The sequence below is a fragment of the Streptomyces sp. BB1-1-1 genome (genome assembly GCF_031597775.1).
Taxonomy (GTDB): Bacteria; Actinomycetota; Actinomycetes; order Streptomycetales; family Streptomycetaceae; genus Streptomyces; species Streptomyces thinghirensis.
Genome location: NZ_CP134203.1, coordinates 4,885,704 through 4,907,051 on the forward strand (window position 1 = coordinate 4,885,704; position 21,348 = coordinate 4,907,051).

A 21,348-nucleotide genomic window follows, 5' to 3' on the forward strand; every position below is an offset into this window, starting at 1 on the left:
GGGTAGGACGGGGTGATCCGGCCCCTGATGCCCAGGTACTACAGGGTGCGCAGGTAGGTCAGACCGGGGCGCCCGTCGAGCCGTGTCGTGCCGGTGGTGACGAACCCGGTGCGGGCCAGCACGGCCCGTGAGGCCGCGTTGTCGAGGGTGGCCGAGGCCCGCAGCGCGGTCAGCCCGTACGCGCGGGCGGCGAGTGCGCAGACCTCCCGTACGGCCCGGGTGGCCAGGCCGCGCCCGGCGGCCCGTTCCGCGATCCGGTACCCGAGCTCGGCGACACCGCCCGCCGCGTCCACGAGGTTGACCCGCCCGAGCACCTCGCCACCGGGGCCGACCAGCACGTGGAAGAAGCAGATCCCGGCCTCCTGCTCGGCCAGCAGCGCGCGGAGGCGCTCGTCGAACCGGGCGAAGTAGTCCTCGCCCCGGTCGGGCACCGAGGCGGCGAACCAGGCGCGGTTCTCCCGCTCGAAGGCGAGCAGCGCGGGCGCGTGGTCGAGCCGGAGCAGTCGCAGCTCGGCCGGACCGGGCGGATCGGGAAGATCAGGCAGCTCGGGCACGGGTGTCAGGCGTCATCCCGTGCGGCCCGCGCGAGCGCGGCGTCGCGCCCCCGCACGTACCAGATGCCGATCAGTCCGAGCCCGGCGCCGGCCAGGCAGGTCCACACCCACCAGGTGTGCCCGTGGTCCTCGAACCAGCCGTAGAACGGCAACTGCGCCAGGAAGAGGACGAACCAGAGGACGGTGCCGCCGACGATGGTCGGAACCACGGGGCCCTCCAGGGGCTCCGGCGCCTCGTGCGTGGGTGTCCACTTCTTCATGCGTACAGCTTACGAGGAGGCCGACCGCGCGTTCACCGAACCGCACCACACGGGTCTACGCGCGGAGATAGCGCTCGGGTGGCTCATACGTTCATACTGAACCCGTTTGTCTCTGACCGCTTTCATTCGTAGGAAACACCAATAAGGCCGTGGGGGAACCTGTTGGTGATGAGGTCCTCGCATGCCCACCTCGGCCTCCGCCAAGGTCCCCCCGTCCCCCGAGTCGCCCGAAGACAGGCGGCCCCCGCAGAACGGCCTCGACCGGTACTTCAGGATCTCCGAGCGCGGCAGCACGCTGCCCCGTGAGATCCGCGGCGGTTTCGCCACCTTCTTCGCGATGGCCTACATCATCGTGCTGAACCCGATCATCCTGGGCAGCGCGAAGGACATGTACGGCAACCAGCTCGACAACGGTCAGCTGGTCACCGCGACCGCCCTGACGGCGGCGTTCACCACGCTCCTGATGGGCGTCATCGGCAACGTCCCGATCGCGCTCGCCGCCGGCCTCGGCGTGAACTCCGTCGTCGCCCTCCAGCTCGCCCCGCGGATGTCCTGGCCGGACGCCATGGGCATGGTGGTGCTGGCCGGTTTCGTCGTCATGCTGCTGGTCGCCACCGGCCTGCGCGAGCGCGTGATGAACGCCGTGCCCTACGGCCTGCGCAAGGCCATCGCCATCGGTATCGGCCTGTTCATCATGCTGATCGGCCTGGTCGACTCGGGGTTCGTCACCCGGATGCCGGACGCCGCCCAGACCACCGTTCCCCTCCAGCTGGGCACCGGCGGTCACCTGCTCGGCTGGCCGGTGCTGGTCTTCGCCCTCGGTGTGCTGCTCACCCTGGCGCTGATCGTCCGCAGGACCCCTGGCGCGATCCTCATCTCGATCGTCGTGATGACTGTCCTCGCGATGATCATCAACGCGGTCGCCGACATCCCCTCCTGGGGCCTGACCACCCCCGAGTGGCCCGGCAACCCCGTCGCCACCCCCGACTTCGGCCTGGTCGGCGAGGTCAGCCTGTTCGGCGGCTTCGAGAAGGTCGGCGTCCTGACCGGCGTGCTGTTCGTCTTCACCGTCCTGCTGTCGTCCTTCTTCGACGCCATGGGCACGATCATGGCCGTCAGCGACGAGGCGAAGCTGACCGACGCCCAGGGGCAGATGCCGGGCATCAACAAGGTCCTCTTCGTCGACGGCGTCGCGGTCGCGGCGGGCGGTGCCAGCTCCTCCTCGGCCACGACCTGCTTCGTGGAGTCCACGGCCGGCGTCGGCGAGGGCGCGCGCACCGGCTTCGCGAACATCATCACCGGCACGCTCTTCGCGGTGGCGCTGTTCCTCACGCCGGTCGCCACGATGGTCCCGTCCCAGGCGGCCACTCCGGCGCTGGTCGCGGTCGGCTTCCTGATCCTGGCCGGCTCGATCCGGGAGATCGACTGGTCCGACTTCACGATCGCCGTCCCGGCCTTCGTGACGATGCTGATGATGCCGTTCACCTACTCGATCACCAACGGCATCGGCATGGGCTTCATCACCTTCTCGGTGCTGCGCCTGGCGGTCGGGCGGGGCCGGGAGGTCCCGGTCACGATGTACGTGGTGTCGGCGGTGTTCGCCTTCTACTACCTGATGCCGGCCCTGGGTCTCACCTGACCGGTGGGTCTCACGTGACCCCGTAGAACCGTTCCGTCTCCTCCACGGCGGACTGGAACCGCTCGTCGAAGTCATCCCGAATGAGCGTCCGGACGACATAGTCCTGGACGCTCATTCCCCTTTTCGCCGCATGGTGCCGGAGCCGGTCGAGCAGCTCCCCGTCCATCCGCAGGCTGAGCACGCTGGTCCCCATGCGCACGAGGGTCGCCCCCACCGACCGGGTGATGCTCCGATTTCCGGAAACAGCTCACTCGTACGGGTGAAGTCCGGGTTTCCGTGGCGGGCGTCACGGGCACGCGGGCGGGTGAGCGGTGGTATTTCGCGAGACTAATGAGTTACGCTAAGGAACATGCCGGACCTCAAGCATGGCGACGACGCCGCCGCCGTGAACTCCCTGCGCTCCGCCGTGATGCGGTTGTCCCGTCGCCTCAAGCACCAGCGGGTCGACGAGTCGCTCAGCCCGACCGAGATGTCGGTGCTGGGCACCCTGTCCAACTGCGGCAGCGCCACCCCGGGCGAGCTGGCCCGCAAGGAACACGTCCAGCCGCCCTCGATGACCCGCATCGTGGCGCTTCTGGAGGCGAAGGGGCTGGTCCGGCTGGAGCCGCATCCCGAGGACCGGCGCCAGAAGGTCGTGACGCAGACCGAGCAGGCCGTGGTGATGCTCGAGGAGAGCCGCCGCAAGCGGAACGCGTTCCTGGCCACGCTGGTCGAGGGACTCGACGAGGACGAGTGGGCGAAACTGCGCGCCGCCGCCCCCGTGTTGGAGAAGCTCGCACACCGGTAAGCGGCATTCGCGAGGAGGCGAACCCTTTTGAGTACGGGACCCGGAGCAGCTTCCGCCCCCGCACCTGACGGCCACGACGACCCGACCGCCCCCGACGCCCCTCGCAAGACCAAGACCTCGATGTTCGCCTCCCTCCGGGTCCGGAACTACCGCCTGTTCTTCCTGGGCCAGGTCGTCTCCAACATCGGCACCTGGATGCAGCGCATCGCCCAGGACTGGCTGGTGCTCAGCCTCACCGGCTCCTCGGCGGCCGTAGGTATCACCACGGCCCTGCAGTTCCTGCCGATGCTGCTCTTCGGCCTCTACGGCGGCGTCCTCGTCGACCGCCTGCGCAAGCGCCCCACGCTGCTGGTGACCCAGTCCGCGATGGCCCTGACCGCGCTCTTCCTCGCCGTCCTCACCCTGACCGGCCACGTCCAGGTCTGGCACGTCTACGTCGCCGCCTTCGCGATGGGCCTGGCCACGGTCGTCGACAATCCGGCCCGCCAGTCCTTCGTCGCCGAGCTGGTCGGCCGCGACCAGCTCCAGAACGCGGTCAGCCTCAACTCGGCCAACTTCCAGTCGGCCCGCCTGGTCGGCCCCGCCGTCGCCGGTCTGATGATCACCGGCGTGGGTACCGGCTGGGCGTTCCTCGCCAACGGCCTGTCCTTCGTCGCGCCGCTGAGCTGCCTGGTGCTGATGCGCGCCCGCGAACTGCACGCCGTCCAGCGCGCCCCGCGCGGCAAGGGACAGCTGCGGGAGGGTCTGCACTACGTCGCCGGCCGCCCCGAGCTGATCTGGACCATCGTGCTGGTCGGCTTCATCGGCACCTTCGGCTTCAACTTCCCGGTCTTCCTGTCCGCCTTCGCCGACGACGTCTTCGACGCGGGGGCCGGCGCCTACAGCCTCTTCAACACCCTCATGGCCGTCGGCTCGCTGGCCGGCGCCCTGCTCGCCGCCCGGCGCGGCACGGCCCGGCTGCGGGTCCTGATCGCGGCGGCGCTCGCCTTCGGCGCCCTGGAGATGGTGGCGGCGACGGCACCCGAGCTGTGGCTGTTCGCGCTGCTGATGGTCCCGATAGGTGTCTTCAGCATGACGGTCAACGTCACCGCCAACACCAGCATCCAGATGTCCACCGACCCGGCCATGCGGGGCCGCGTGATGGCCCTCTACATGATGGTCTTCCTCGGCGGCTCCCCGGTCGGCGCCCCGATCGTCGGCTGGGTGACGGACACGTACGGAGCCCGGGCGGGCTTCGCCGCGGGCGGCGCGGTGGCGGCCACGGCGGCCGTCGTGATCGGCCTGGTCCTGGCCCGCGTCGGCAACCTGCGCCTGTCGGTCGGCTGGCACCGGGGGCATCCGCAGGTGCGCTTCGTGCCGCGCGAACGACGCGAGGAACTGGCGCCGGCGGCGTGACCGGTCGCCCGCTCAGTCGCGGGGGAAGTCGCCGGTCTCCAGGGTGAGGCCGACGACGGTGCCGGTCAGGTCGATGTCCGCACCGAAGCCGAAGCTGACGGCGGCGTGGTACTTGCCGTCCTTCGGCAGGGTGTGCAGGTGCCACTCGCCGGTGTACGGGTCGACGATCAGGTGTGAGTTCGTCGCCGCTGTCGGTCATGTCTGTCGCGCCTCTCCGGACGAATACAACCACGCGGTACAACGACCGCTACAGCGCCAGGGTCATGCCGGGCAGACTGTGGCCCCATGAGACTGTTCGCCGCCGTACTGCCTCCCGAGGACGTCACCGCCGCCCTCGCCGCCGAGGTGGCCGCGCTGCGGAAGCTGCCCGGTGCGGACGGGCTGCGCTGGACCGGCCGCCCGGGGTGGCACCTCACGCTCGCCTTCTACGGGGAGGTGGACGACGACCTCGTACCCGATCTGTCGGCCCGCCTGGAGCGGGCGGCCCACCGCACCGCGCCCTTCGAGCTGGCGCTGCGCGGGGGCGGCCAGTTCGGGCGCGGGCGGGCGCTGTGGGCCGGAGCGGAGGGTGGCGTGGCGACCCTGCGGCTGCTCGCGGACCGGGCGGAGTCGGCGGGGCGCAAGGCGGGCGTCGAGATGGGCGAGCACCGGCGCTACAAGCCCCACCTGACCGTGGCCCGCAGCCGCGAGGCGTTCGACGTGCGGCCGTACGTCGAGACGCTGGACGGCTTCACCAGCCGCACCTGGACCGTGACCGACCTGGCGCTGGTGCGCAGCAACCTGCCGAGGTCCGGGGTGCCGGGCGAGCAGCCCCGTTACGAGACGGTCGCCCGCAGCCCGCTCGGCGTCTCCGGTTAGGCTCGGGGGCGTGGACCCGAAGACCCGTAACCGGATCATGGCCGGTGTGCTCGTGCTGATGCTCGTCGTGGTGGCGGTGGCGGCGGCGCTCGGCTGAGCGGCCGTGAGCAGGCCGTGGGGCGGCCGCCGCCCCGCTCACGCCACTACCAGGCGAACGCCTCCGGCGACGGCCCCGGCCCCGGGAAGACCTCGTCCAGCCCGGTCAGCAGCTCGTCCGACAGCTCCAGCTCCACGGCCCGCAGCGCCGACGTGAGCTGCTCGGCCGTGCGCGGGCCGACGATCGGGCCGGTCACGCCGGGCCGGGTCAGCAGCCAGGCCAGCGCGGCCTCGCCGGGCTCGACGCCGTGCTTGTCGAGCAGGTCCTCGTAGGCCTGGATCTGTGCGCGGCCCGCGGGGTCGGCCAGGACGTCGGCGGCCCGCCCGGAGGCGCGCCGTCCGCCCTGGACCTCCTTCTTCAGGACCCCGCCGAGCAGTCCGCCGTGCAGCGGCGACCACGGGATGACGCCGAGGCCGTAGTCCTGCGCGGCCGGGACGACCTCCATCTCGGCGCGGCGCTCGGCCAGGTTGTACAGGCACTGCTCGCTGACCAGCCCGATGGTGCCGCCGCGCCGGGCGGCGGTCTCGTTGGCCTGGGCGATCTTGTACCCGGGGAAGTTCGAGGACCCGGCGTAGAGCACCTTGCCCTGCTGGACCAGGGTGTCGATGGCCTGCCAGATCTCGTCGAACCCGGTGGCGCGGTCGATGTGGTGGAACTGGTACAGGTCGATACGGTCGGTCCGCAGCCGCTTGAGGCTGGCGTCGACGGCCCGCCGGATGTTCACGGCGGAGAGCTTGTCGTGGTTGGGCCACGCCTCGCCGTCGGCGCCCATGTTGCCGTACACCTTGGTGGCGAGGACGGTCTTGTCGCGCCGGTCGCCGCCCTTGGCGAACCAGTTGCCGATGATCTCCTCGGTACGGCCCTTGTTCTCGCCCCAGCCGTACACGTTGGCGGTGTCGAAGAAGTTGATGCCGGCGTCCAGCGCCGCGTCCATGATGGCGTGGCTGTCGGCCTCGTCGGTCTGCGGACCGAAGTTCATGGTCCCGAGGACGAGCCGGCTGACCTTGAGTCCTGTGCGTCCGAGCTGCGTGTACTTCATGGTCCCCAAGCCAACGACTTGGAGTGCGCTCCAGGCAAGCGGGTGGGATGACCTCGGCTACATACTCGAAGTCCTCGTAGCCGAATAGGGCCCGCCCAGCCCCCACCCCTCGTCCATCGCCTCCGCGAACGCCTCCGCGATCCGGTGCTCGCCGCTCTCGTTGGGATGCGTGCCGTCGTAGGTGTCCACGTGGAAGTCGTAGGACGCGGGCGGCGGGACGAGCAGCAGCGAGGAGCGGGGGTCGTCGAGGTCGGCGATCGTCTTCGCGAGGAGGCCGTTGAACCGGGTGACCTGCTCGGCGAAGGACGTGTCGGCCGCCACCCGGATGTTCGGGACGACCGGCATCACGGCCATGCGCACGCGCGGGTTCGCCGAGCGGGCCCCGGCCACGAAGGCCCGGACGTTGTCGGCCGTCTGCTCCGCGTTCGTGTAGAAGCCGAGGTCGATCAGGCCGAGCGAGACCAGGAGCACGTCCGCGCGGCAGGTCCGTACCGTCTCGCCGATCAGCGGGGCCATGTGGTGCCAGCCCTCGCCCCAGCCGGCCAGGTGGGCGCGGGGGAAGTCGGGCTCGGCGTAGGCGTACGAGGTGGGGGCGTCCGTCGACGGGTCGTGCAGCGTCTCGCGGGGGCCGACGAACGTGAAGGGGCGGCCGTAGGAGTCGCGCAGGTGCTGCCACAGCCGGTAGCGCCACGTGTGTTCGCCTGCGCTCCCGATCGTGATGGAGTCACCGACGAACATGAACCTGAGCATCCGCTCATCATGGACGATCTCCCTGGCCCGCGCGATGTGAGCCCGGCCACGCAGCGTGACTCCATGCGTGACCCCCGCCGTGAACACCCGTGCGGGATGGCAGGCTTGGCGCATGCGCCGACCCTTCGCCCTCCTCGCCGCGGCCCTTCTCGTGGGCGCGTTCGCCGTGCCCGCCTCCGCCGCCGACGGGGTCGGCGGCAGCGACGGCTTCACGATCGAGGACCCGCGCATCACCGAGTCCAGCGGCCTCGCCGCCTCCCGCCTGCACCCCGGCGTCTACTGGACGCACAACGACCAGGACAACGGCCCCTACCTCTACGCCGTGGACGGCTCCACCGGCGAGACCGTCGCCCGCGTCGCGCTCTCCGGCGTCGGCACGCCCCGGGACGTCGAGGCGATCTCCATCGGGCCGGGCAACCGCATCTTCGTCGGCGACATCGGCGACAACGAGGGCGTGACCTGGCCGTACGTGTGGATCTACGAGCTGCCCGAGCCGACCGAACTGAAGGACCAGACGGTCAAGGCGACGCAGTACGTCGTGAAGTACGCGGACGGCTCCCGAGACGCCGAGTCGATGGCCGTCCACCCGAAGACCGGGCAGGTCTACATCATCGACAAGAACGAGGACGGCGGGCACCTGTACGAGGGCCCGGCGAAGCTCTCCGCCTCCGGCACCAACGTCTTCCGGCGCGCCGCCCCCGTCGACCTCTGGGCCACCGACGCCGCCTTCTCCCCGGACGGCGAGACGCTCGCCGTACGCGGCTACCTCGGGGGCATCTGGTACGACTGGAACGGCGGGAAGATCCAGCGCAAGGGGCGGATCAGCGTGCCCCTCGGGCAGGGCGAGTCCGTCACCTACACCACCGACGGCGAGAAGCTGCTGCTCGGGATGGAGGGCGCCGGCAGCCCCGTGAAGGCCGAGGACGCGCCCGGGGGCGGCGGCGGGTCGGCAGGGAGCGGCTCCGACGCCTCGGGTGAGGGCGGCGGAGGGGACGACGGATCCGGCGGGGACACCCTCAAGGTCGGGGCGGTCGGCCTGATCGTCGCGTGCGCCGCCGTGTTCCTCGGGCTACGGCGACTGTTCCGCCGCCGCTGAGCCGTGCGCCGCGCTCCGCGCGGCCACCAGCACCTCCAGCCCGTCCAGGATGCGCTGCAGTCCGAACTCGAAGTGGTCGAAGTCGGAGCCGAAGGTGTCCTCGGAGAGGGAGGCCAGGACCGGATAGCGCCCACTGAGCATGGCCTTCTCCAGCGCGGGCTGCTGGGCTCCCCAGAACTGAGCGTCCGTCAGCCCGGACCGGCGCTCGGCCTCCGCCTCGTACACCTGTGTGCGCGCGGCGCCGACGACGTACCCGTCGATCGTGATGATCGCCGACAGCAGCTCGGGATCGGTCAGGCCCATCGGCTTGATCCTGGCCAGGACCTTCTCCATGCCGTCCATGGCGCTCGGGCCGAGGATCGGGCGGGACTGGTTGACCTCCAGCAGCCAGGTGTGGCGGCGGTACAGGGCGAGGGTGGCGTGCCCGAGGGCGTGCAGTGCCGAACGCCAGCCGCCGTCGCCGAAGTCGTCGGGGTCCTCGGACGGGCGCTGTACGCGGTCCAGCATCAGGTCGATCAGCTCGCCCTTGCCGGGGACGTAGCGGTACAGGGACATCGTGCCGGTGCCCAGCTCCGTGGCGATCCGGCGCATCGAGACCGCGCCCAGCCCGTCCCGGTCCGCGACCTCGACGGCGACCTCGACGATCCGCTCCAGCGTCAGGCCCGGTTTGGGTCCCCGGCTGGGCCGCCTGCCGGTGTCCCACAACAGTTCGAGGGTGCGGCCGATGTCACCGCTGCCGCTGGTCTCCGTACCGCTTGCCATGAGGTCAGTCTAAGTCCGCGAGAAAGAAACTGGGTACGGCGTACGCGTAATAGGGTACGGTGTACTCAGTTAGGGAGTGAGAGGGGGACCCATGAGCGACGGTTACGCGGTACGTGCCGAGGGCCTGGAGAAGCGGTACGGCGAGAAACGCGCCCTCGACGGCTTCGATCTGACCGTCCGTGAGGGCACCGTGCACGGCCTGCTCGGGCCGAACGGCGCGGGCAAGACCACCGCCGTGCGCATCCTGTCCACGCTGATCAGGCTGGACGGGGGACGGGCCGAGGTGGCGGGCCTGGACGTCGCCCGGCGGCCGCGCGAGGTACGGGCGCGGATCGGCCTCACCGGGCAGTACGCGGCCGTGGACGAGGTGCTCACCGGCCGGCAGAACCTGGAGATGTTCGGGCGCCTGTTCCACCTGGGCGGCGCGCGGGCCCGCGCGCGGGCCGTCGAGCTGCTGGAGCAGTTCGACCTGACCGACGCCGCCGACCGGGGTGTCGGCAAGTACAGCGGCGGTATGCGGCGCCGCCTCGACCTCGCCGCGTCGATGATCCTCGCCCCGTCCGTCCTGTTCCTGGACGAGCCGACGACGGGCCTCGACCCCCGCAGTCGCGGCGAGGTCTGGGAGTCCGTCCGCGCGCTGGTGGCGAGCGGCACGACGGTGCTGCTGACCACGCAGTACCTGGAGGAGGCCGACAAGCTCGCCTCGCACATCACCGTCATCGACCAGGGCAGGTCCATCGCCGACGACACCCCGGACGGGCTGAAGAACCTGGTCGGCGGCGACCGCATCGAGGTCATGGTCGCCGAACGGGCCGAGATACCGAGGGCGGTGAAGGTGGTCGCCCGTGTCTGCGACGGCGAACCCGAGGCCGACGAGGAGGCGCTGCGGGTGCACGCCCCGGTCACCGACCGGGTGTCCGCGCTGACCGAGGTGGCGCGCACCCTCCAGGACGAGGGCGTCGCGGTGGAGGACATCGGGCTGCGCAGGCCGAGCCTGGACGACGTGTTCCTGCGCCTGACCGGACACCGTACGAGTGCGGAGAAGCAGGAGGTGGCGGTATGAGCGCCCTCGACCTGACGACCGGAGGCACGCGTGAGCGCGGGCGGCTGTACTGGCTGCTCGCCGACTGCGGCAACATCGTCCGCCGCGGCCTGACCCACTACCAGCGCCAGCCCGTCAACATCGCCTGGCAGCTGGGCTTCCCGATCCTGTCCGTCCTCCTCTACGGGTATGTCTTCGGCAGCGCGATGACGGTGCCGGGCGGCGGGGACTACAAGGACTTCCTGATGCCGGGCATGTTCGTGATGACCATGGCGTTCGGCTTCATCAACACCGCGACCGTCGTCGTCTACGACTCCACCAAGGGCGTCATCGACCGGTTCCGCTCCATGCCGATGTCCTCCTCGGCTGTGGTGGCGGGGCGCGGGGTGACCGACCTCGTGGTCGCCTGTGCCGAGCTGGCCATCATGATGCTCACGGCGCTGGCCATGGGCTGGCGGCCGGACGGCGGCTGGGGCTTCCTGGGCGCCTTCGGACTGCTGCTGTGGCTGCGGTTCGCGCTGATCTGGATCGGGGTCTGGCTGGGCCTGCTGGTCCCCAACCCGGAGGCGGCCGGCGGCCTGTTCGCGGTGGCGTTCCCGCTGACGATGATCTCCAGCATCTTCGTCGCCCCGCAGCTCATGCCCGACTGGCTGGGCTGGGTGGCGGCCTGGAATCCCATCTCGTCCACGGCTGCGGCGGCCCGCGAACTGTTCGGCACGCCGGTCGGCGGCGGCGACTCGTGGGTCGAGCAGCACGCGCTGCTGATGGCGGGCGTGTGGCCGGTGATCCTGACGGCGATCTTCCTGCCGCTGGCGGTGCGGCGCTTCCAGCGGCTCAGCAGGTAGGAGCGGGGAACGGATGAGGGGCGCCCGGCGAGTGCCGGGCGCCCCTCATCGACGTACTACGGGAGTGGACGTACTACGGGAAGCGTGGCGCTCAGAGCTTCTCGATCACGTAGTCGACGCACTTCGTGAGCGCCTCGACGTCCGCCGGGTCGATCGCCGGGAACATCGCGACGCGCAGCTGGTTGCGGCCGAGCTTGCGGTACGGCTCGGTGTCGACGATGCCGTTGGCGCGCAGCACCTTGGCGACGGCGGCGGCGTCCACCTCGTCCGTGAAGTCGATCGTGCCGATGACCTGCGAACGCTTGGCCGGGTCGGTGACGAACGGGTTGGCGTACTTGGCCTCCTCCGCCCAGGCGTACAGGCGGGACGAGGAGTCCTTGGTGCGGCCGGTGGTGAAGTCCAGGCCGCCCTGGCCGTTCATCCAGTCCAGCTGCTCGCCCAGCAGGAACAGGGTGGCCAGCGCCGGGGTGTTGTACGTCTGGTTCTTGCGGGAGTTGTCGATCGCGGTCGGCAGCGAGAAGAACTCCGGGACGTGCCGGCCGCTCGCGTGGATCCGCTCGGCGCGCTCGATGGCGGCCGGCGAGAACACGCCGATCCACAGGCCGCCGTCGGAGGCGAAGGACTTCTGCGGGGCGAAGTAGTAGACGTCGGTCTCGGCGATGTCGACGGGCAGGCCGCCGGCGCCGGAGGTGGCGTCGACGAGGACGAGGGAGCCCTCGTCTCCGCCGGCCACCCGCTTGATGGGCATGGCGACGCCGGTCGAGGTCTCGTTGTGCGTGAACGCGTACACGTCCACGCCGGCCTCGGCCCGCGCCTCGGGGTGCGTGCCCGGGTCGGAGGAGACGACCGTCGGCTCGGCCAGCCAGGGGGCGAGCTTCGCCGCCTTGGCGAACTTGGAGGAGAACTCGCCGAAGCTCAGGTGCTGCGACTTGTTCTCGATCAGGCCGTGGGTCGCGACGTCCCAGAACGCGGTGGAGCCGCCGTTGCCGAGGATCACCTCGTAACCGTCGGGGAGCCGGAACAGCTCGCGGATGCCCTCACGGACCTTGCCGACCAGGTTCTTGACCGGGGCCTGGCGGTGGGAGGTGCCGAGCAGGGACGTACCGGTGGCGGCCAGGGCGTCCAGCGCCTCCACCCGCACCTTGGAGGGACCCGCGCCGAATCGACCGTCCGCGGGCTTGATGTCAGCAGGAATCTGGATCTCAGCCACGAGCCGGAGGGTATCCCGTCGGCCAAACCGGGCGAAGCCATGTCCGTCCGATGAGACGAGATCTCCGTCTTGCGGACCTGTGCCGACCTACGAGAGCCCATGCTGGAGTCATGACCGATCTGGAGGCAGCACTGCGCACGGCCGTACGCGGCGAGGTCGGCTTCGACGTCACCTCCCGGGCCCTGACCACCATGGACGCGTCCAACTACCGGCGGGTCCCGCTGGGTGTGGTGGCACCGAGAGACGCCGACGACGTGGCCGCCGTGTTGGAGGTGTGCCGGGCGCGCGGGGTGCCGGTCGTGGCACGAGGCGGTGGCACGTCGATCGCGGGACAGGCGACCGGCACGGGAGTCGTCCTGGACTTCACCCGGCACATGAACCGACTGGTCTCGCTCGACCCGGAGGCGCGAACGGCCGTCGTCCAGCCGGGTCTTGTCCTCGACCGGCTCCAGCGGGCCGCCGCCCCGCACGGCCTGCGCTTCGGCCCCGACCCCTCCACCCACAGCCGCTGCACGCTCGGCGGAATGATCGGCAACAACTCGTGCGGCTCCCACTCGGTGGCGTGGGGCACGACGGCGGACAGCGTGCGCGAGCTGGCGGTGCTCACCGCGCGGGGGGAGCGGCTGCGGCTCGGGCAGGAGTGGGCCGGGGCGCCGGAGGGCCTGCGCGAACTGGTCGACGGCGACCTGGCGCGCCTGCGCACCGGCTTCCCCGACCTGCCCCGCCGTATCTCCGGCTACGCGCTGGACGCGCTGCTGCCGGAGAACGGCGCGGACGTGGCCCGCTCCTTCTGCGGTTCCGAGGGCACGCTGGGCGTGCTGACCGAGGCGGTGGTCCGGCTGGTCGAGGCACCGCGCGCGCGTGCGCTGGCGGTGCTCGGATACGCCGACGAGTCCGGGGCGGCGGAGGCGGCGGCCGGGCTGCTGCCGCTCGGGCCGCTGACGGTGGAGGGCATGGCGGTGGACCTGGTGCCGCCGGCGTCCGCGGCCGGGCTGCCCCGGGGCGGGGCATGGCTGTTCGTGGAGACCGGCGGCGACACGGCGGCGGAGGCGCGCGCACGCGCGGAGGCGGTGGTCCGGGCGGCCGACGTCGTCGACGCGCTGGTGGTGACCGACCCGGCCGGGCAGCGGGCGCTGTGGCGGATCCGAGAGGACGCGAGCGGGACGGCGACGCGGATGCCGGACGGCTCGGAGGCGTGGCCCGGCTGGGAGGACTGCGCGGTGCCGCCGGTCCGGCTCGGCGCCTACCTGCGGGACTTCCGGGCCCTCCTGTCCGCCCACGACCTGCGCGGCACGCCGTACGGGCACTTCGGGGACGGCTGCATCCACGTACGCATCGACTTCGACCTGTTGACGGACGCCGGGGTGGCACGCTTCCGCCGCTTCTCGGAGGAGCTGGCGGACGTGGTCGTGGCGCACGGGGGTTCGTTGTCCGGGGAGCACGGGGACGGGCAGGCGCGGGCGGAGCTGCTGCCGAGGATGTACGGCGAGGAGACGGTCGCCCTCTTCGAGCGCGCGAAGGCCGTCTGGGACCCGGACGACCTGCTCAACCCGGGGATGCTGGTCCGCCCGGCGCCGCTCGACGCGAACCTCCGCTTCTCCGTCCTGCCGCGTGAGCCGGTGGACGTGGCGTTCGGCTACCCGTCCGACGGCGGCGACTTCTCGGCGGCGGTACGGCGCTGCGTCGGGGTCGCCAAGTGCCGTACGACGTCGGCGGCGGGGTCCGGGGTGATGTGCCCGTCGTTCCGGGCGACGGGAGACGAGGCGCACTCCACTCGCGGGCGTGCCCGGCTGCTGCACGAGATGCTCGCCGGTGAGCTGGTGACCGACGGTTGGCGCTCCACGGAGGTCCGGGACGCCCTCGACCTGTGCCTGTCCTGCAAGGGCTGCCGCTCCGACTGCCCGGTCGAGGTCGACATGGCCACGTACAAGGCGGAGTTCCTGCACCACCACTACGCCGGCCGCCGCCGCCCCGCCGCCCACTACGCGATGGGGTGGCTGCCGGTGTGGCTGCGCTGGGCGGCGCGGGCCCGTCTGGCCCCGGCCGTCAACGCGCTGGCGTCCGTGCGCCCGTTGGCCGCGGTGGCGAAACGGCTGGGCGGGATCGCGGGCGAGCGGGAGGTGCCGCGGCTGGCGGGGGAGACGTTCAGCAGGTGGTGGCGCAGGCGGCCCGCGGAAGCGGGGCGGACCGGCGACCTGGTGGTCCTCTGGCCGGACACCTTTACGGAGCACCTGTCGCCGTCTGTGGGCCGGGCGGCCGTACGGGTGCTGGAGGCGGCGGGGCTGCGGGTGGCGTTGCCGCCGACGCTGCTGCGGGGGCGTGCCGTGATCGGGGACGGTACGTCGAAGTCGGCTCTGGCGCTGCTGACCGCCCGCCGGGGCCGGGTCTGCTGCGGCCTGACGTACGTCTCCACGGGCCAACTGGACCGTGCCCGCGCGGTGATGCGCCGCACGCTGGACCTGATGGCCCCGGTGCTGGAGACCTCGGCGCCGATTGTCGTCCTGGAACCGAGCTGCGCCGCCGCCCTGCGCACGGACCTGCCGGAGCTGCTGCACGACGACCCACGGGCGGCTCGGCTCGCCGCCCGCGTGCTGACCTTCGCGGAGGCCCTGGAGCGCCACGCCCCCGACTGGACGCCGCCCGCCCTGGACCGCCCGGTCACCGGCCAGACCCACTGCCACCAGCACGCGGTCCTGGGCGACGCGGCCGACCGCCGCCTGCGCGAGGCGGCCGGCCTGACCGGCGAGCTGACCGGCGGCTGCTGCGGCCTCGCGGGCAACTTCGGTTTCGAGGACGGCCACTACGAGGTCTCGGCCGCCTGCGCGGAGGACCAGTTGCTCCCGGCGGTGCGCGAGGCACCGGACGGGGCGGTGGTCCTGGCGGACGGCTTCTCGTGCCGGACGCAGCTGGAGCAGTTGGCGGGGGTGCGGGGGCGTCATCTGGCGGAGGTGCTGGCGGAGGCGTTGGAGGGAGAGTGACGGGCGGGTGGCGACAGTCCCTCCGCCGAGGGAGGTCGGAGAAAGCGCGGACAAAGGCGGGTTGATGTACTTACCGCGCTCATCTGAGAGCGGAACCGGCGGATCCGAGAGCCTCAGCCGACTTCGCCGGCCAGGTGTCCCTGATCAGCCTCGGCAGATGCAGAAGGGATGACCAGCGGGGTCGGTGAGGACACGCGCTCTGGCAGCCTCATGAGGCTGGTGATCCGGCTTCCCCGCCCCCAGCTCGAGCAGCAGGGCCTCGGCCTCGTCCAGGTCCGCGACGTAGAAGCAGAGGTGCAGCTGCTGGGGAACGCTCTGGCCGGGCCAGAGTGGAGCCCGGTAGTCGTCGACCCGTTGAAATCCGATGAAAAGGCCGTCCTCACGGTTGAGACCCGCGAAGTCGGCATCCGAATTCGGGTGTGGCTCAAGGCCGGTGGCCTGCTGATAGAACTCCGCCAGAGCCGGTGGGTCGGGGCAGTCGAGTGTTATCGCGGCCAACTTCATCTGCAGTGGCATGGCATCTCCGGACCGATCGGTGAACCTTCGCGTGGACACCCTAGAGGCAGCGGCCCGGCCCCGTTCTGCTCGCAGTTGCCCGAGGCAGGACGGCCCCGCAGGAGGAGTCGGGGCCGCCACGGGGCGTCGCTTCTCAGTTCACCTAGACAATCCGTCCTCTGCCGTGGGTGATCTAGGACACGATCTGACCTCTATGACTCATAGCGTGGTCCTCGACCGACGGAGCAGTACACCGGAAGGCGGAGACCATGACCACTCTCGACGCGTCGACCACCCGCGACCTGACCACCGGCGACCCGGCCGAGGCCCCGGCCGTCACCGGTGAGCGTGCCGACCTGCTGGAGATGCTGGCCCACCAACGGCACTTCCTGCGCTTCACCACCCGTGACCTCACCGACGAGCAGGCCGGGCTCCGGACCACCGCGAGCGAGCTCTGCCTGGGCGGCCTGATCAAGCACGTGTCCTCCGTCGAGCGGAGCTGGGCGAACTTCATCGTGGACGGCCCGTCGGCGATGGGAGGAGACTTCACGACCATGACCGAGGCCGACTGGGCCCAGCGGGCCGACGAGTTCCGGATGCTGCCCGGTGAGACGCTGGCCGGGGTCCTGGCCGACTACGCCGAGGCGGCCCGCCGGACCGACGACCTGGTCGCCACGCTGCCCGACCTGGGGGCCACGCAGCCGTTGCCGAAGGCCCCGTGGTTCGAGGCCGACAGGCAGTGGTCGGCCCGCCGGGTGCTGATGCACATCGTCGCCGAGACCGCCCAGCACGCCGGCCACGCCGACATCATCCGCGAGTCCCTGGACGGCGCGAAAAGCATGGGCTGACCGGCGGCGTCCGGGTCACTTCACGAAGCGGTACTTCAGGTGGGTGGCCAGGGGCGTCTCGACGACCCTGATCTGTTCGAGGTCGCGCCGCCCCGCGCCCGGCCCCTCGAAGAGGCGCAGTCCGTCGCCGAGGAGCGCGGGCACCACATGCAGCTGGAGTTCGTCGATGAGCCCGGCCCCGAGGTACTGCCGCACCGTGCTCGCCCCGCCCCCGATGTCGACGTTCCGGTCCCCGGCGGCGGCCTTCGCCTGCTCCAGTGCGCTGTGGATGCCGTCGGTGACGAAGGTGAAGGTGGTGCCGCCCTCCTTGACGAGGGTCGGGCGGGGGCGGTTGGTGAGGACGAAGACCGGGGTGCGGAAGGGCGGGTTGTCGCCCCAGAACTCCTCGCCCGTGTCGTACATCGTCCGGCCCATGACCACCGCCCCGGTGGCGTCGAACCACTCGCGGACCAGCTCGGAGTCGCGGTTCTCCTCCCCGCCGGTCATGCCCTGGCGCTCCCGCCAGCTCGCCAGGGTGTGGATCCACTCGAAGATCGGCTCGGCGCCGTCGCCTCCCGGGTTGTCGAGGGTGACGTTCGGGCCGGCGACGTAGCCGTCGAGGGTGATGGCCAGGTCCGCGGTCACGGTGGTCATGAGGGGTGCTCCTCGGGGTGGGTGGGTGTGTCTCACTCGCGTGTGTCTTCACTCCTTGCGTCGATCGGGGACCGGCGCTTTCGACACACCCGCGCGGGCGATTCAGGGAACCGTCTCGCCCCGCACCAGCGGATGGCACACCGGCTGGACGCCCTCGGGAAGGTCGTCCGGGCGGCACCAGCGGGCCTCCAGGATCTCGAAGGGGTCGATGCGCAGCTCGCCACCGAGCAGGCGAGCCTCGTAGGCCACCTCCAGCCGGGTGCGGAAGCCGCTGTTCAGCATGACCAGGCGGCCCACCTCCACGTCGAGGTTCGTCTCCTCCCGCACCTCGCGGACCACGGTCTCCCGGAAGTCCTCGCCCTTGCGCGCGAAACCGCTCGGCAGGCCCCACTGGCGGCCCGGCGGCCACATTCGGTGCTTCAGGAGCAGGACCCGCCCCTCGTCGTCGCGCACGACGCCGGTCACGCCGACCACGAACTTGGCGTGCAGGATCCACATGACGCGGCTCTGAACGGGGCGCAGAAGCCGCCAGAGGCGGGCAAGAAGTCGTCGCACGGGACCTCGGGGGATGTGGTGGGGGCGGAACACGGATTCGGGCACGGGACGCGCCATGGGGACGGTACCCGCCGCGGCGGGCGGTCCGTATGACGGACGGAGTTGACCCGGGCGGGGCGAGGGACTCATCGTCAGGTGTGTAAACCTTGCACGGTCCTGTCCGGAGGTCATTACTCTGGACCGGTCGGCGCGACTCCGGAGCGGCCGGCGCGGTGCGATGCGCGGCGCCCGGCAGGAGTTTCGTTCCCCGCGCCAAGACTCAGAGCCCGGACTCGACGCCCAGACCCAGGAAGGCCCCGTGACCACCCCCAGCGCCGCCCCCCCCTCCACTCCGGCCACCGCGGCCACCGCACCTGTGGCGGGCACCGGGCCCGCCTCCGACCCGGCGGGTGCCCCGCGCGGACGGGGTTCCCTGGGGCCGGTGGGTCTGGTCCTCGCCGGTGGCCTCTCCGTGCAGTTCGGCGCCGCGCTGGCGGTGAGCCTCATGCCCCGGGCCGGCGCGCTCGGCGTGGTGACCCTGCGGCTGGCCGTGGCCGCCGTCGTACTGCTGCTCATCTGCCGGCCCCGGCTGCGCGGCCACTCCCGGGCCGACTGGGGCACGGTCGTCGTCTTCGGTATCGCCATGGCCGGCATGAACGGCCTCTTCTACCAGGCCGTCGACCGCATCCCCCTCGGCCCCGCCGTCACCCTGGAAGTGCTCGGCCCGCTCGCCCTCTCCGTCTTCGCCTCCCGCCGCGCGGTCAACCTGGTCTGGGCCGCGCTCGCCCTGGCCGGCGTCTTCCTCCTCGGTGGCGGCGGCTTCGACAGCCTCGACCCGGCCGGTGTCGCCTTCGCGCTGGGGGCGGGCGCGATGTGGGCGGCGTACATCGTCTTCAGCGCGCGTACGGGGCGCCGCTTCCCGCAGGCCGACGGGCTGGCCCTCGCCATGGCGGTCGGGGCGGTGCTGTTCCTGCCGCTGGGCATCGCCGAGTCGGGCGGCAAGCTCCTCGACCCGATGACACTGGCGCTGGGCGCCGGGGTCGCCCTGCTCTCCTCCGTCCTGCCCTACACCCTCGAACTCCTCGCCCTGCGCCGCCTGCCCGCGCCCACCTTCGCCATCCTCATGAGCCTGGAGCCCGCCATCGCCGCGGCGGCCGGTTTCCTCATCCTCGACCAGGCCCTGTCCGCCACCCAGTCCGCCGCCATCGCCCTGGTCATCGCGGCCAGCATGGGCGCGGTGCGTACGCAGGTGGGGCGGCGCCGGGTGAAGGCGCTCCCGGACGTGTCCCAGGCGCACTGATCACCGGCGCCCCGGCCGGACCGGCGCTCACCCCCACCGCATAGGCTGCGGACCTGGTCATCTCATCGGGATCATGGGGAGGAACCGATGAACCACACGGCCGAGGTCTTCCAGCCCTTGCAGGACGACGATCCACGCACGGTGGCCGGTTACCGCCTCGCGGCGCGGCTCGGCGCGGGCGGCATGGGCCGGGTCTACCTGTCCCACACCCAGGGCGGCCGGCCGGTGGCCATCAAGGTCGTACGGTCGGAACTGGCCGACGACCCGACCTTCCGGCGACGCTTCGGCCGGGAGATCCAGGCGGCCCGGAAGGTGAAGGGCGCCTACACCGCCGAACTGATCGACGCCGACCCGGACGGCACACCGCCCTGGCTGGCCACGCTGTACGTGCCCGGCCCCGCCCTGTCGGACGTCGTCGCCCGGAGCGGGCCGCTGCCGGTCCCGGCGGTGCTGTGGCTGATGGCGGGGGTCGCCGAGGCGTTGCAGGCCATCCACGGTGCGGGGATCGTGCACCGGGACCTCAAGCCGTCGAACGTGCTGCTCGCCTCGGACGGACCGCGGGTCATCGACTTCGGCATCTCGCTCGCCGCCGACAGCACCGCGCACACCGCCACGGGCACCGCGATCGGCACGCCCCAGTACATGGCTCCCGAGCAGGCGTCCGCGGGTGACGTCACGGCGGCGACCGACATCTTCGCGCTCGGCCAGACGGCCGCCTTCGCGGCGCTGGGCAGGCCGCTCTACGGGGACGGGCCCGCGGTCAGCGTGCTGTACCGGATCGTGCACTCCGAGCCCGACCTGTCCGGACTGCCCGAGCGACTGCGCGGGCTGCTCGCCCGGTGCCTGGCCGCGGAACCGGGGGAGCGGGTCACCCCGGCGGAGGTCGTCGAGTGGTGCCGACGGGAACTGGGGCGGGACGCCGAGACGGGCGCGGGGCCGGACGTCTGGCGGGAGTTCGCGGGGTCGGAGGCGACGGTCCCGCCGCCTGCTCCCCTGGCTCCGGAGCCGTCGCCGGCTCCGACCGCGGTACACACCCGGCCGTGGACCGCCCCGGATTCGGCAGCCGTCCCGCAGTGGCCCGCCGGCCCGGATTCGGCAGCCGTCCCGCAGGGGCCCGTCGGCCCGGATTCGGCAGCCGTCCCGCAGGGGCCCGCCGGCCCGGAATCGGCACCCGCCCAGCAGGGGCCCGCCGGCCCGCAGTGGCCCGCTACCGCTCAGTGGCCCCATACGGGTCAGGGGCCGGGCGCCGCCCCGTACGGTCCGGGTGCCGCGCTCTGGCCCGCCGGTCCGTACGGCACGACCGCGCCGCAGCGGCCGGCCGGACCGGACGAGCGGAAGCGCCGTAGGAGACGCGCCGCCCTGATCGCGGCCGCCGCCCTGGCCGCGGGCGGGCTGGTACTCACGGCGGCGTGGACGCTGCGGGACGCGATGGACCGAACCCGCGACCGGGACACGGCCGCGTCCGCGTCCGAGTCCGGGAGCCCCGGCCCGACGGCACGATCGTCGGCGTCCGGCGATGCGGCGTCCGGCGATGCGGCGTCCGGCGGTGCGGCATCCGGAGGCCCGGCGTCCGGAACGGTGGCCACGGAGGGGTCCGGGTCGGGGGCCGACGGATCGGCCGCGCCGGACGCGGCGGCCGACGGTGCCGCCGCCGGTTCCACCGCTCCGGTGGCCCACGCCTACGGCCCCCAGTATCTGAACGGCAAGAACTCACTCAGCGTCAGCGACGGGAGGACCCGCGACGACCGCAAGGGAGACATCCGCTTCACCTGCGCGCAGACCTGCGCACTGGAGAGCGACACCAGCGTCTTCTCCATGATGTTCGGCGAGCCGGGCGCCACGTACGAGGACTGCCGTCACAGGATGGCCGACGTCGAGGCCGATGCCGACATCGACGGCCACCGCCTCCCGCTGGCCGCCGCCTCGGCCGGGACCGAGATCTGCGCCAAGCACCGCAACGGCGACATCATGCTGCTGGTCGTCCAGGTGAAGTCGACCGCCATGCCGGAGGCCGGCTTCGTCACCGCGGACATGACGGTCTGGCGCGCGGACTGAGGTCCGAGCCCGGCCAGGAGGCCTGACTTTCCCCGCCGTCCGGGCGCCTCCGTCCCCCGTGCGCCTCCGTGCGCCTCCGCAGGCGTCCGCGGGCGTCCGCGGTCAAAAATCATGCAAGCGTGCTTGATTGTTATCACCGCCCCTGCCATGCTCCTCACCACACCGCGCCGC

Annotated in this window: 21 protein-coding genes; 11 read left to right on the forward strand and 10 right to left on the reverse strand. The window is 71.9% G+C overall.

Annotated features, from left to right (window positions below; genetic code table 11):
- Nucleotides 1-38: 38 nt before the first annotated feature.
- Both RI578_RS22490 and RI578_RS22495 read right to left on the reverse strand, forming a co-directional pair.
- Nucleotides 39-554: a GNAT family N-acetyltransferase gene (locus RI578_RS22490; protein WP_310872739.1), complete on the reverse strand. Its 516-nt coding sequence runs from the start codon at nt 552-554 to the stop codon at nt 39-41.
- A gap of 5 nt (nt 555-559) precedes the next feature.
- On the reverse strand, nt 560-814 hold the full coding sequence (locus RI578_RS22495; RefSeq protein ID WP_310872740.1) for a DUF2530 domain-containing protein: 255 nt from the start codon (nt 812-814) through the stop codon (nt 560-562).
- Between the two features lie 181 nt (nt 815-995).
- Here RI578_RS22495 and RI578_RS22500 point away from each other — a divergent pair, with 181 nt between their 5' ends.
- On the forward strand, nt 996-2,453 hold the full coding sequence (locus RI578_RS22500) for an NCS2 family permease (protein WP_310872741.1): 1,458 nt from the start codon (nt 996-998) through the stop codon (nt 2,451-2,453).
- A gap of 10 nt (nt 2,454-2,463) precedes the next feature.
- Here the strand turns inward: RI578_RS22500 and RI578_RS22505 are convergent, their stop codons facing one another.
- The gene (locus RI578_RS22505; protein WP_055417808.1) at nt 2,464-2,646 is read right to left on the reverse strand and encodes a hypothetical protein; all 183 of its coding nucleotides are present in this window, start codon (nt 2,644-2,646) and stop codon (nt 2,464-2,466) included.
- 156 nt (nt 2,647-2,802) lie between these two features.
- On the opposite strand from RI578_RS22505, the gene RI578_RS22510 reads away from it, so the two are divergent.
- The 3 genes from RI578_RS22510 (at nt 2,803) to thpR (ending at nt 5,493) form a co-directional block, all read left to right on the forward strand.
- Nucleotides 2,803-3,240, forward strand: coding sequence for a MarR family winged helix-turn-helix transcriptional regulator (locus tag RI578_RS22510; RefSeq protein WP_007450858.1), 438 nt, complete (start codon nt 2,803-2,805; stop codon nt 3,238-3,240).
- 27 nt (nt 3,241-3,267) lie between these two features.
- The gene (locus RI578_RS22515; RefSeq protein WP_310872742.1) at nt 3,268-4,635 is read left to right on the forward strand and encodes an MFS transporter; all 1,368 of its coding nucleotides are present in this window, start codon (nt 3,268-3,270) and stop codon (nt 4,633-4,635) included.
- Nucleotides 4,636-4,920: 285 nt separating this feature from the next.
- Nucleotides 4,921-5,493 (forward strand): RNA 2',3'-cyclic phosphodiesterase, encoded by a 573-nt coding sequence (thpR, locus tag RI578_RS22525; RefSeq protein ID WP_310872743.1) that lies wholly within the window; start codon nt 4,921-4,923, stop codon nt 5,491-5,493.
- A gap of 143 nt (nt 5,494-5,636) precedes the next feature.
- On the opposite strand, the gene RI578_RS22530 is transcribed toward thpR, so the two are convergent.
- Entirely contained in the window at nt 5,637-6,629 is a 993-nt protein-coding gene (locus RI578_RS22530) for an aldo/keto reductase (protein ID WP_310872744.1), read from the reverse strand.
- A 57-nt stretch (nt 6,630-6,686) separates the two neighbouring features.
- On the reverse strand, nt 6,687-7,379 hold the full coding sequence (locus tag RI578_RS22535; protein ID WP_310872745.1) for a GDSL-type esterase/lipase family protein: 693 nt from the start codon (nt 7,377-7,379) through the stop codon (nt 6,687-6,689).
- Nucleotides 7,380-7,491: 112 nt separating this feature from the next.
- On the opposite strand from RI578_RS22535, the gene RI578_RS22540 reads away from it, so the two are divergent.
- Complete coding sequence (locus tag RI578_RS22540; RefSeq protein WP_310872746.1) at nt 7,492-8,475, forward strand: WD40 repeat domain-containing protein; 984 nt, start codon at nt 7,492-7,494, stop codon at nt 8,473-8,475.
- Here the strand turns inward: RI578_RS22540 and RI578_RS22545 are convergent.
- On the reverse strand, nt 8,449-9,237 hold the full coding sequence (locus tag RI578_RS22545) for a TetR/AcrR family transcriptional regulator (protein ID WP_310872747.1): 789 nt from the start codon (nt 9,235-9,237) through the stop codon (nt 8,449-8,451). The two genes, RI578_RS22540 and RI578_RS22545, sit on opposite strands and share 27 nt — an antisense overlap.
- Nucleotides 9,238-9,328: 91 nt before the next feature.
- Between RI578_RS22545 and RI578_RS22550 the strand changes: the two genes are divergently transcribed.
- Both RI578_RS22550 and RI578_RS22555 read left to right on the forward strand, forming a co-directional pair.
- Nucleotides 9,329-10,300, forward strand: a complete 972-nt coding sequence (locus RI578_RS22550) for an ATP-binding cassette domain-containing protein (protein ID WP_310872748.1) — start codon at nt 9,329-9,331, stop codon at nt 10,298-10,300.
- On the forward strand, nt 10,297-11,124 hold the full coding sequence (locus RI578_RS22555) for an ABC transporter permease (RefSeq protein WP_310872749.1): 828 nt from the start codon (nt 10,297-10,299) through the stop codon (nt 11,122-11,124). Before RI578_RS22550 ends, RI578_RS22555 begins: the two co-directional genes overlap by 4 nt.
- Before the next feature lie 91 nt (nt 11,125-11,215).
- Here RI578_RS22555 and serC read toward each other — a convergent pair whose 3' ends face one another.
- A complete protein-coding gene (gene serC, locus RI578_RS22560; RefSeq protein ID WP_310872750.1) occupies nt 11,216-12,334 on the reverse strand; it encodes a phosphoserine transaminase in 1,119 nt (372 codons plus the stop codon).
- A gap of 110 nt (nt 12,335-12,444) precedes the next feature.
- Between serC and RI578_RS22565 the strand changes: the two genes are divergently transcribed.
- On the forward strand, nt 12,445-15,312 hold the full coding sequence (locus RI578_RS22565; protein ID WP_310872751.1) for an FAD-binding and (Fe-S)-binding domain-containing protein: 2,868 nt from the start codon (nt 12,445-12,447) through the stop codon (nt 15,310-15,312).
- Nucleotides 15,313-15,456: 144 nt separating this feature from the next.
- Here RI578_RS22565 and RI578_RS22570 read toward each other — a convergent pair whose 3' ends face one another.
- Nucleotides 15,457-15,828: a VOC family protein gene (locus tag RI578_RS22570; protein WP_310872752.1), complete on the reverse strand. Its 372-nt coding sequence runs from the start codon at nt 15,826-15,828 to the stop codon at nt 15,457-15,459.
- A gap of 344 nt (nt 15,829-16,172) precedes the next feature.
- Between RI578_RS22570 and RI578_RS22575 the strand changes: the two genes are divergently transcribed.
- The gene (locus RI578_RS22575) at nt 16,173-16,655 is read left to right on the forward strand and encodes a DinB family protein (protein WP_399063152.1); all 483 of its coding nucleotides are present in this window, start codon (nt 16,173-16,175) and stop codon (nt 16,653-16,655) included.
- A 15-nt stretch (nt 16,656-16,670) separates the two neighbouring features.
- Here the strand turns inward: RI578_RS22575 and RI578_RS22580 are convergent, their stop codons facing one another.
- Nucleotides 16,671-17,288 carry a dihydrofolate reductase family protein gene (locus RI578_RS22580; RefSeq protein WP_310872754.1) on the reverse strand — a complete coding sequence of 206 codons (618 nt, stop codon included), beginning with the start codon at nt 17,286-17,288 and terminating at the stop codon, nt 16,671-16,673.
- A 102-nt stretch (nt 17,289-17,390) separates the two neighbouring features.
- Nucleotides 17,391-17,843 (reverse strand): NUDIX domain-containing protein, encoded by a 453-nt coding sequence (locus RI578_RS22585; protein WP_310872755.1) that lies wholly within the window; start codon nt 17,841-17,843, stop codon nt 17,391-17,393.
- 298 nt (nt 17,844-18,141) lie between these two features.
- Between RI578_RS22585 and RI578_RS22590 the strand changes: the two genes are divergently transcribed.
- Together RI578_RS22590 and RI578_RS22595 are read left to right on the forward strand one after the other, a co-directional pair.
- Nucleotides 18,142-19,122: an EamA family transporter gene (locus RI578_RS22590; RefSeq protein ID WP_310872756.1), complete on the forward strand. Its 981-nt coding sequence runs from the start codon at nt 18,142-18,144 to the stop codon at nt 19,120-19,122.
- 87 nt (nt 19,123-19,209) lie between these two features.
- The gene (locus RI578_RS22595) at nt 19,210-21,177 is read left to right on the forward strand and encodes a protein kinase domain-containing protein (protein WP_310872757.1); all 1,968 of its coding nucleotides are present in this window, start codon (nt 19,210-19,212) and stop codon (nt 21,175-21,177) included.
- Nucleotides 21,178-21,348: the final 171 nt, after the last annotated feature.

Excerpts from the sequence above, each read along its gene's own strand:
- RI578_RS22495 (WP_310872740.1), bottom strand. The coding sequence starts at position 814 with ATGAAGAAGTGGACACCCACGCACGAGGCGCCGGAGCCCCTGGAGGGC.
- RI578_RS22500 (WP_310872741.1), top strand. The coding sequence starts at position 996 with ATGCCCACCTCGGCCTCCGCCAAGGTCCCCCCGTCCCCCGAGTCGCCC.
- RI578_RS22505 (WP_055417808.1), bottom strand. The coding sequence starts at position 2,646 with ATGGGGACCAGCGTGCTCAGCCTGCGGATGGACGGGGAGCTGCTCGAC.
- RI578_RS22510 (WP_007450858.1), top strand. The coding sequence starts at position 2,803 with ATGCCGGACCTCAAGCATGGCGACGACGCCGCCGCCGTGAACTCCCTG.
- thpR (WP_310872743.1), top strand. The coding sequence starts at position 4,921 with ATGAGACTGTTCGCCGCCGTACTGCCTCCCGAGGACGTCACCGCCGCC.
- RI578_RS22530 (WP_310872744.1), bottom strand. The coding sequence starts at position 6,629 with ATGAAGTACACGCAGCTCGGACGCACAGGACTCAAGGTCAGCCGGCTC.
- RI578_RS22535 (WP_310872745.1), bottom strand. The coding sequence starts at position 7,379 with ATGCTCAGGTTCATGTTCGTCGGTGACTCCATCACGATCGGGAGCGCA.
- RI578_RS22540 (WP_310872746.1), top strand. The coding sequence starts at position 7,492 with ATGCGCCGACCCTTCGCCCTCCTCGCCGCGGCCCTTCTCGTGGGCGCG.
- RI578_RS22545 (WP_310872747.1), bottom strand. The coding sequence starts at position 9,237 with ATGGCAAGCGGTACGGAGACCAGCGGCAGCGGTGACATCGGCCGCACC.
- RI578_RS22550 (WP_310872748.1), top strand. The coding sequence starts at position 9,329 with ATGAGCGACGGTTACGCGGTACGTGCCGAGGGCCTGGAGAAGCGGTAC.
- RI578_RS22555 (WP_310872749.1), top strand. The coding sequence starts at position 10,297 with ATGAGCGCCCTCGACCTGACGACCGGAGGCACGCGTGAGCGCGGGCGG.
- RI578_RS22565 (WP_310872751.1), top strand. The coding sequence starts at position 12,445 with ATGACCGATCTGGAGGCAGCACTGCGCACGGCCGTACGCGGCGAGGTC.
- RI578_RS22570 (WP_310872752.1), bottom strand. The coding sequence starts at position 15,828 with ATGCCACTGCAGATGAAGTTGGCCGCGATAACACTCGACTGCCCCGAC.
- RI578_RS22575 (WP_399063152.1), top strand. The coding sequence starts at position 16,173 with ATGCTGGCCCACCAACGGCACTTCCTGCGCTTCACCACCCGTGACCTC.
- RI578_RS22580 (WP_310872754.1), bottom strand. The coding sequence starts at position 17,288 with ATGACCACCGTGACCGCGGACCTGGCCATCACCCTCGACGGCTACGTC.
- RI578_RS22595 (WP_310872757.1), top strand. The coding sequence starts at position 19,210 with ATGAACCACACGGCCGAGGTCTTCCAGCCCTTGCAGGACGACGATCCA.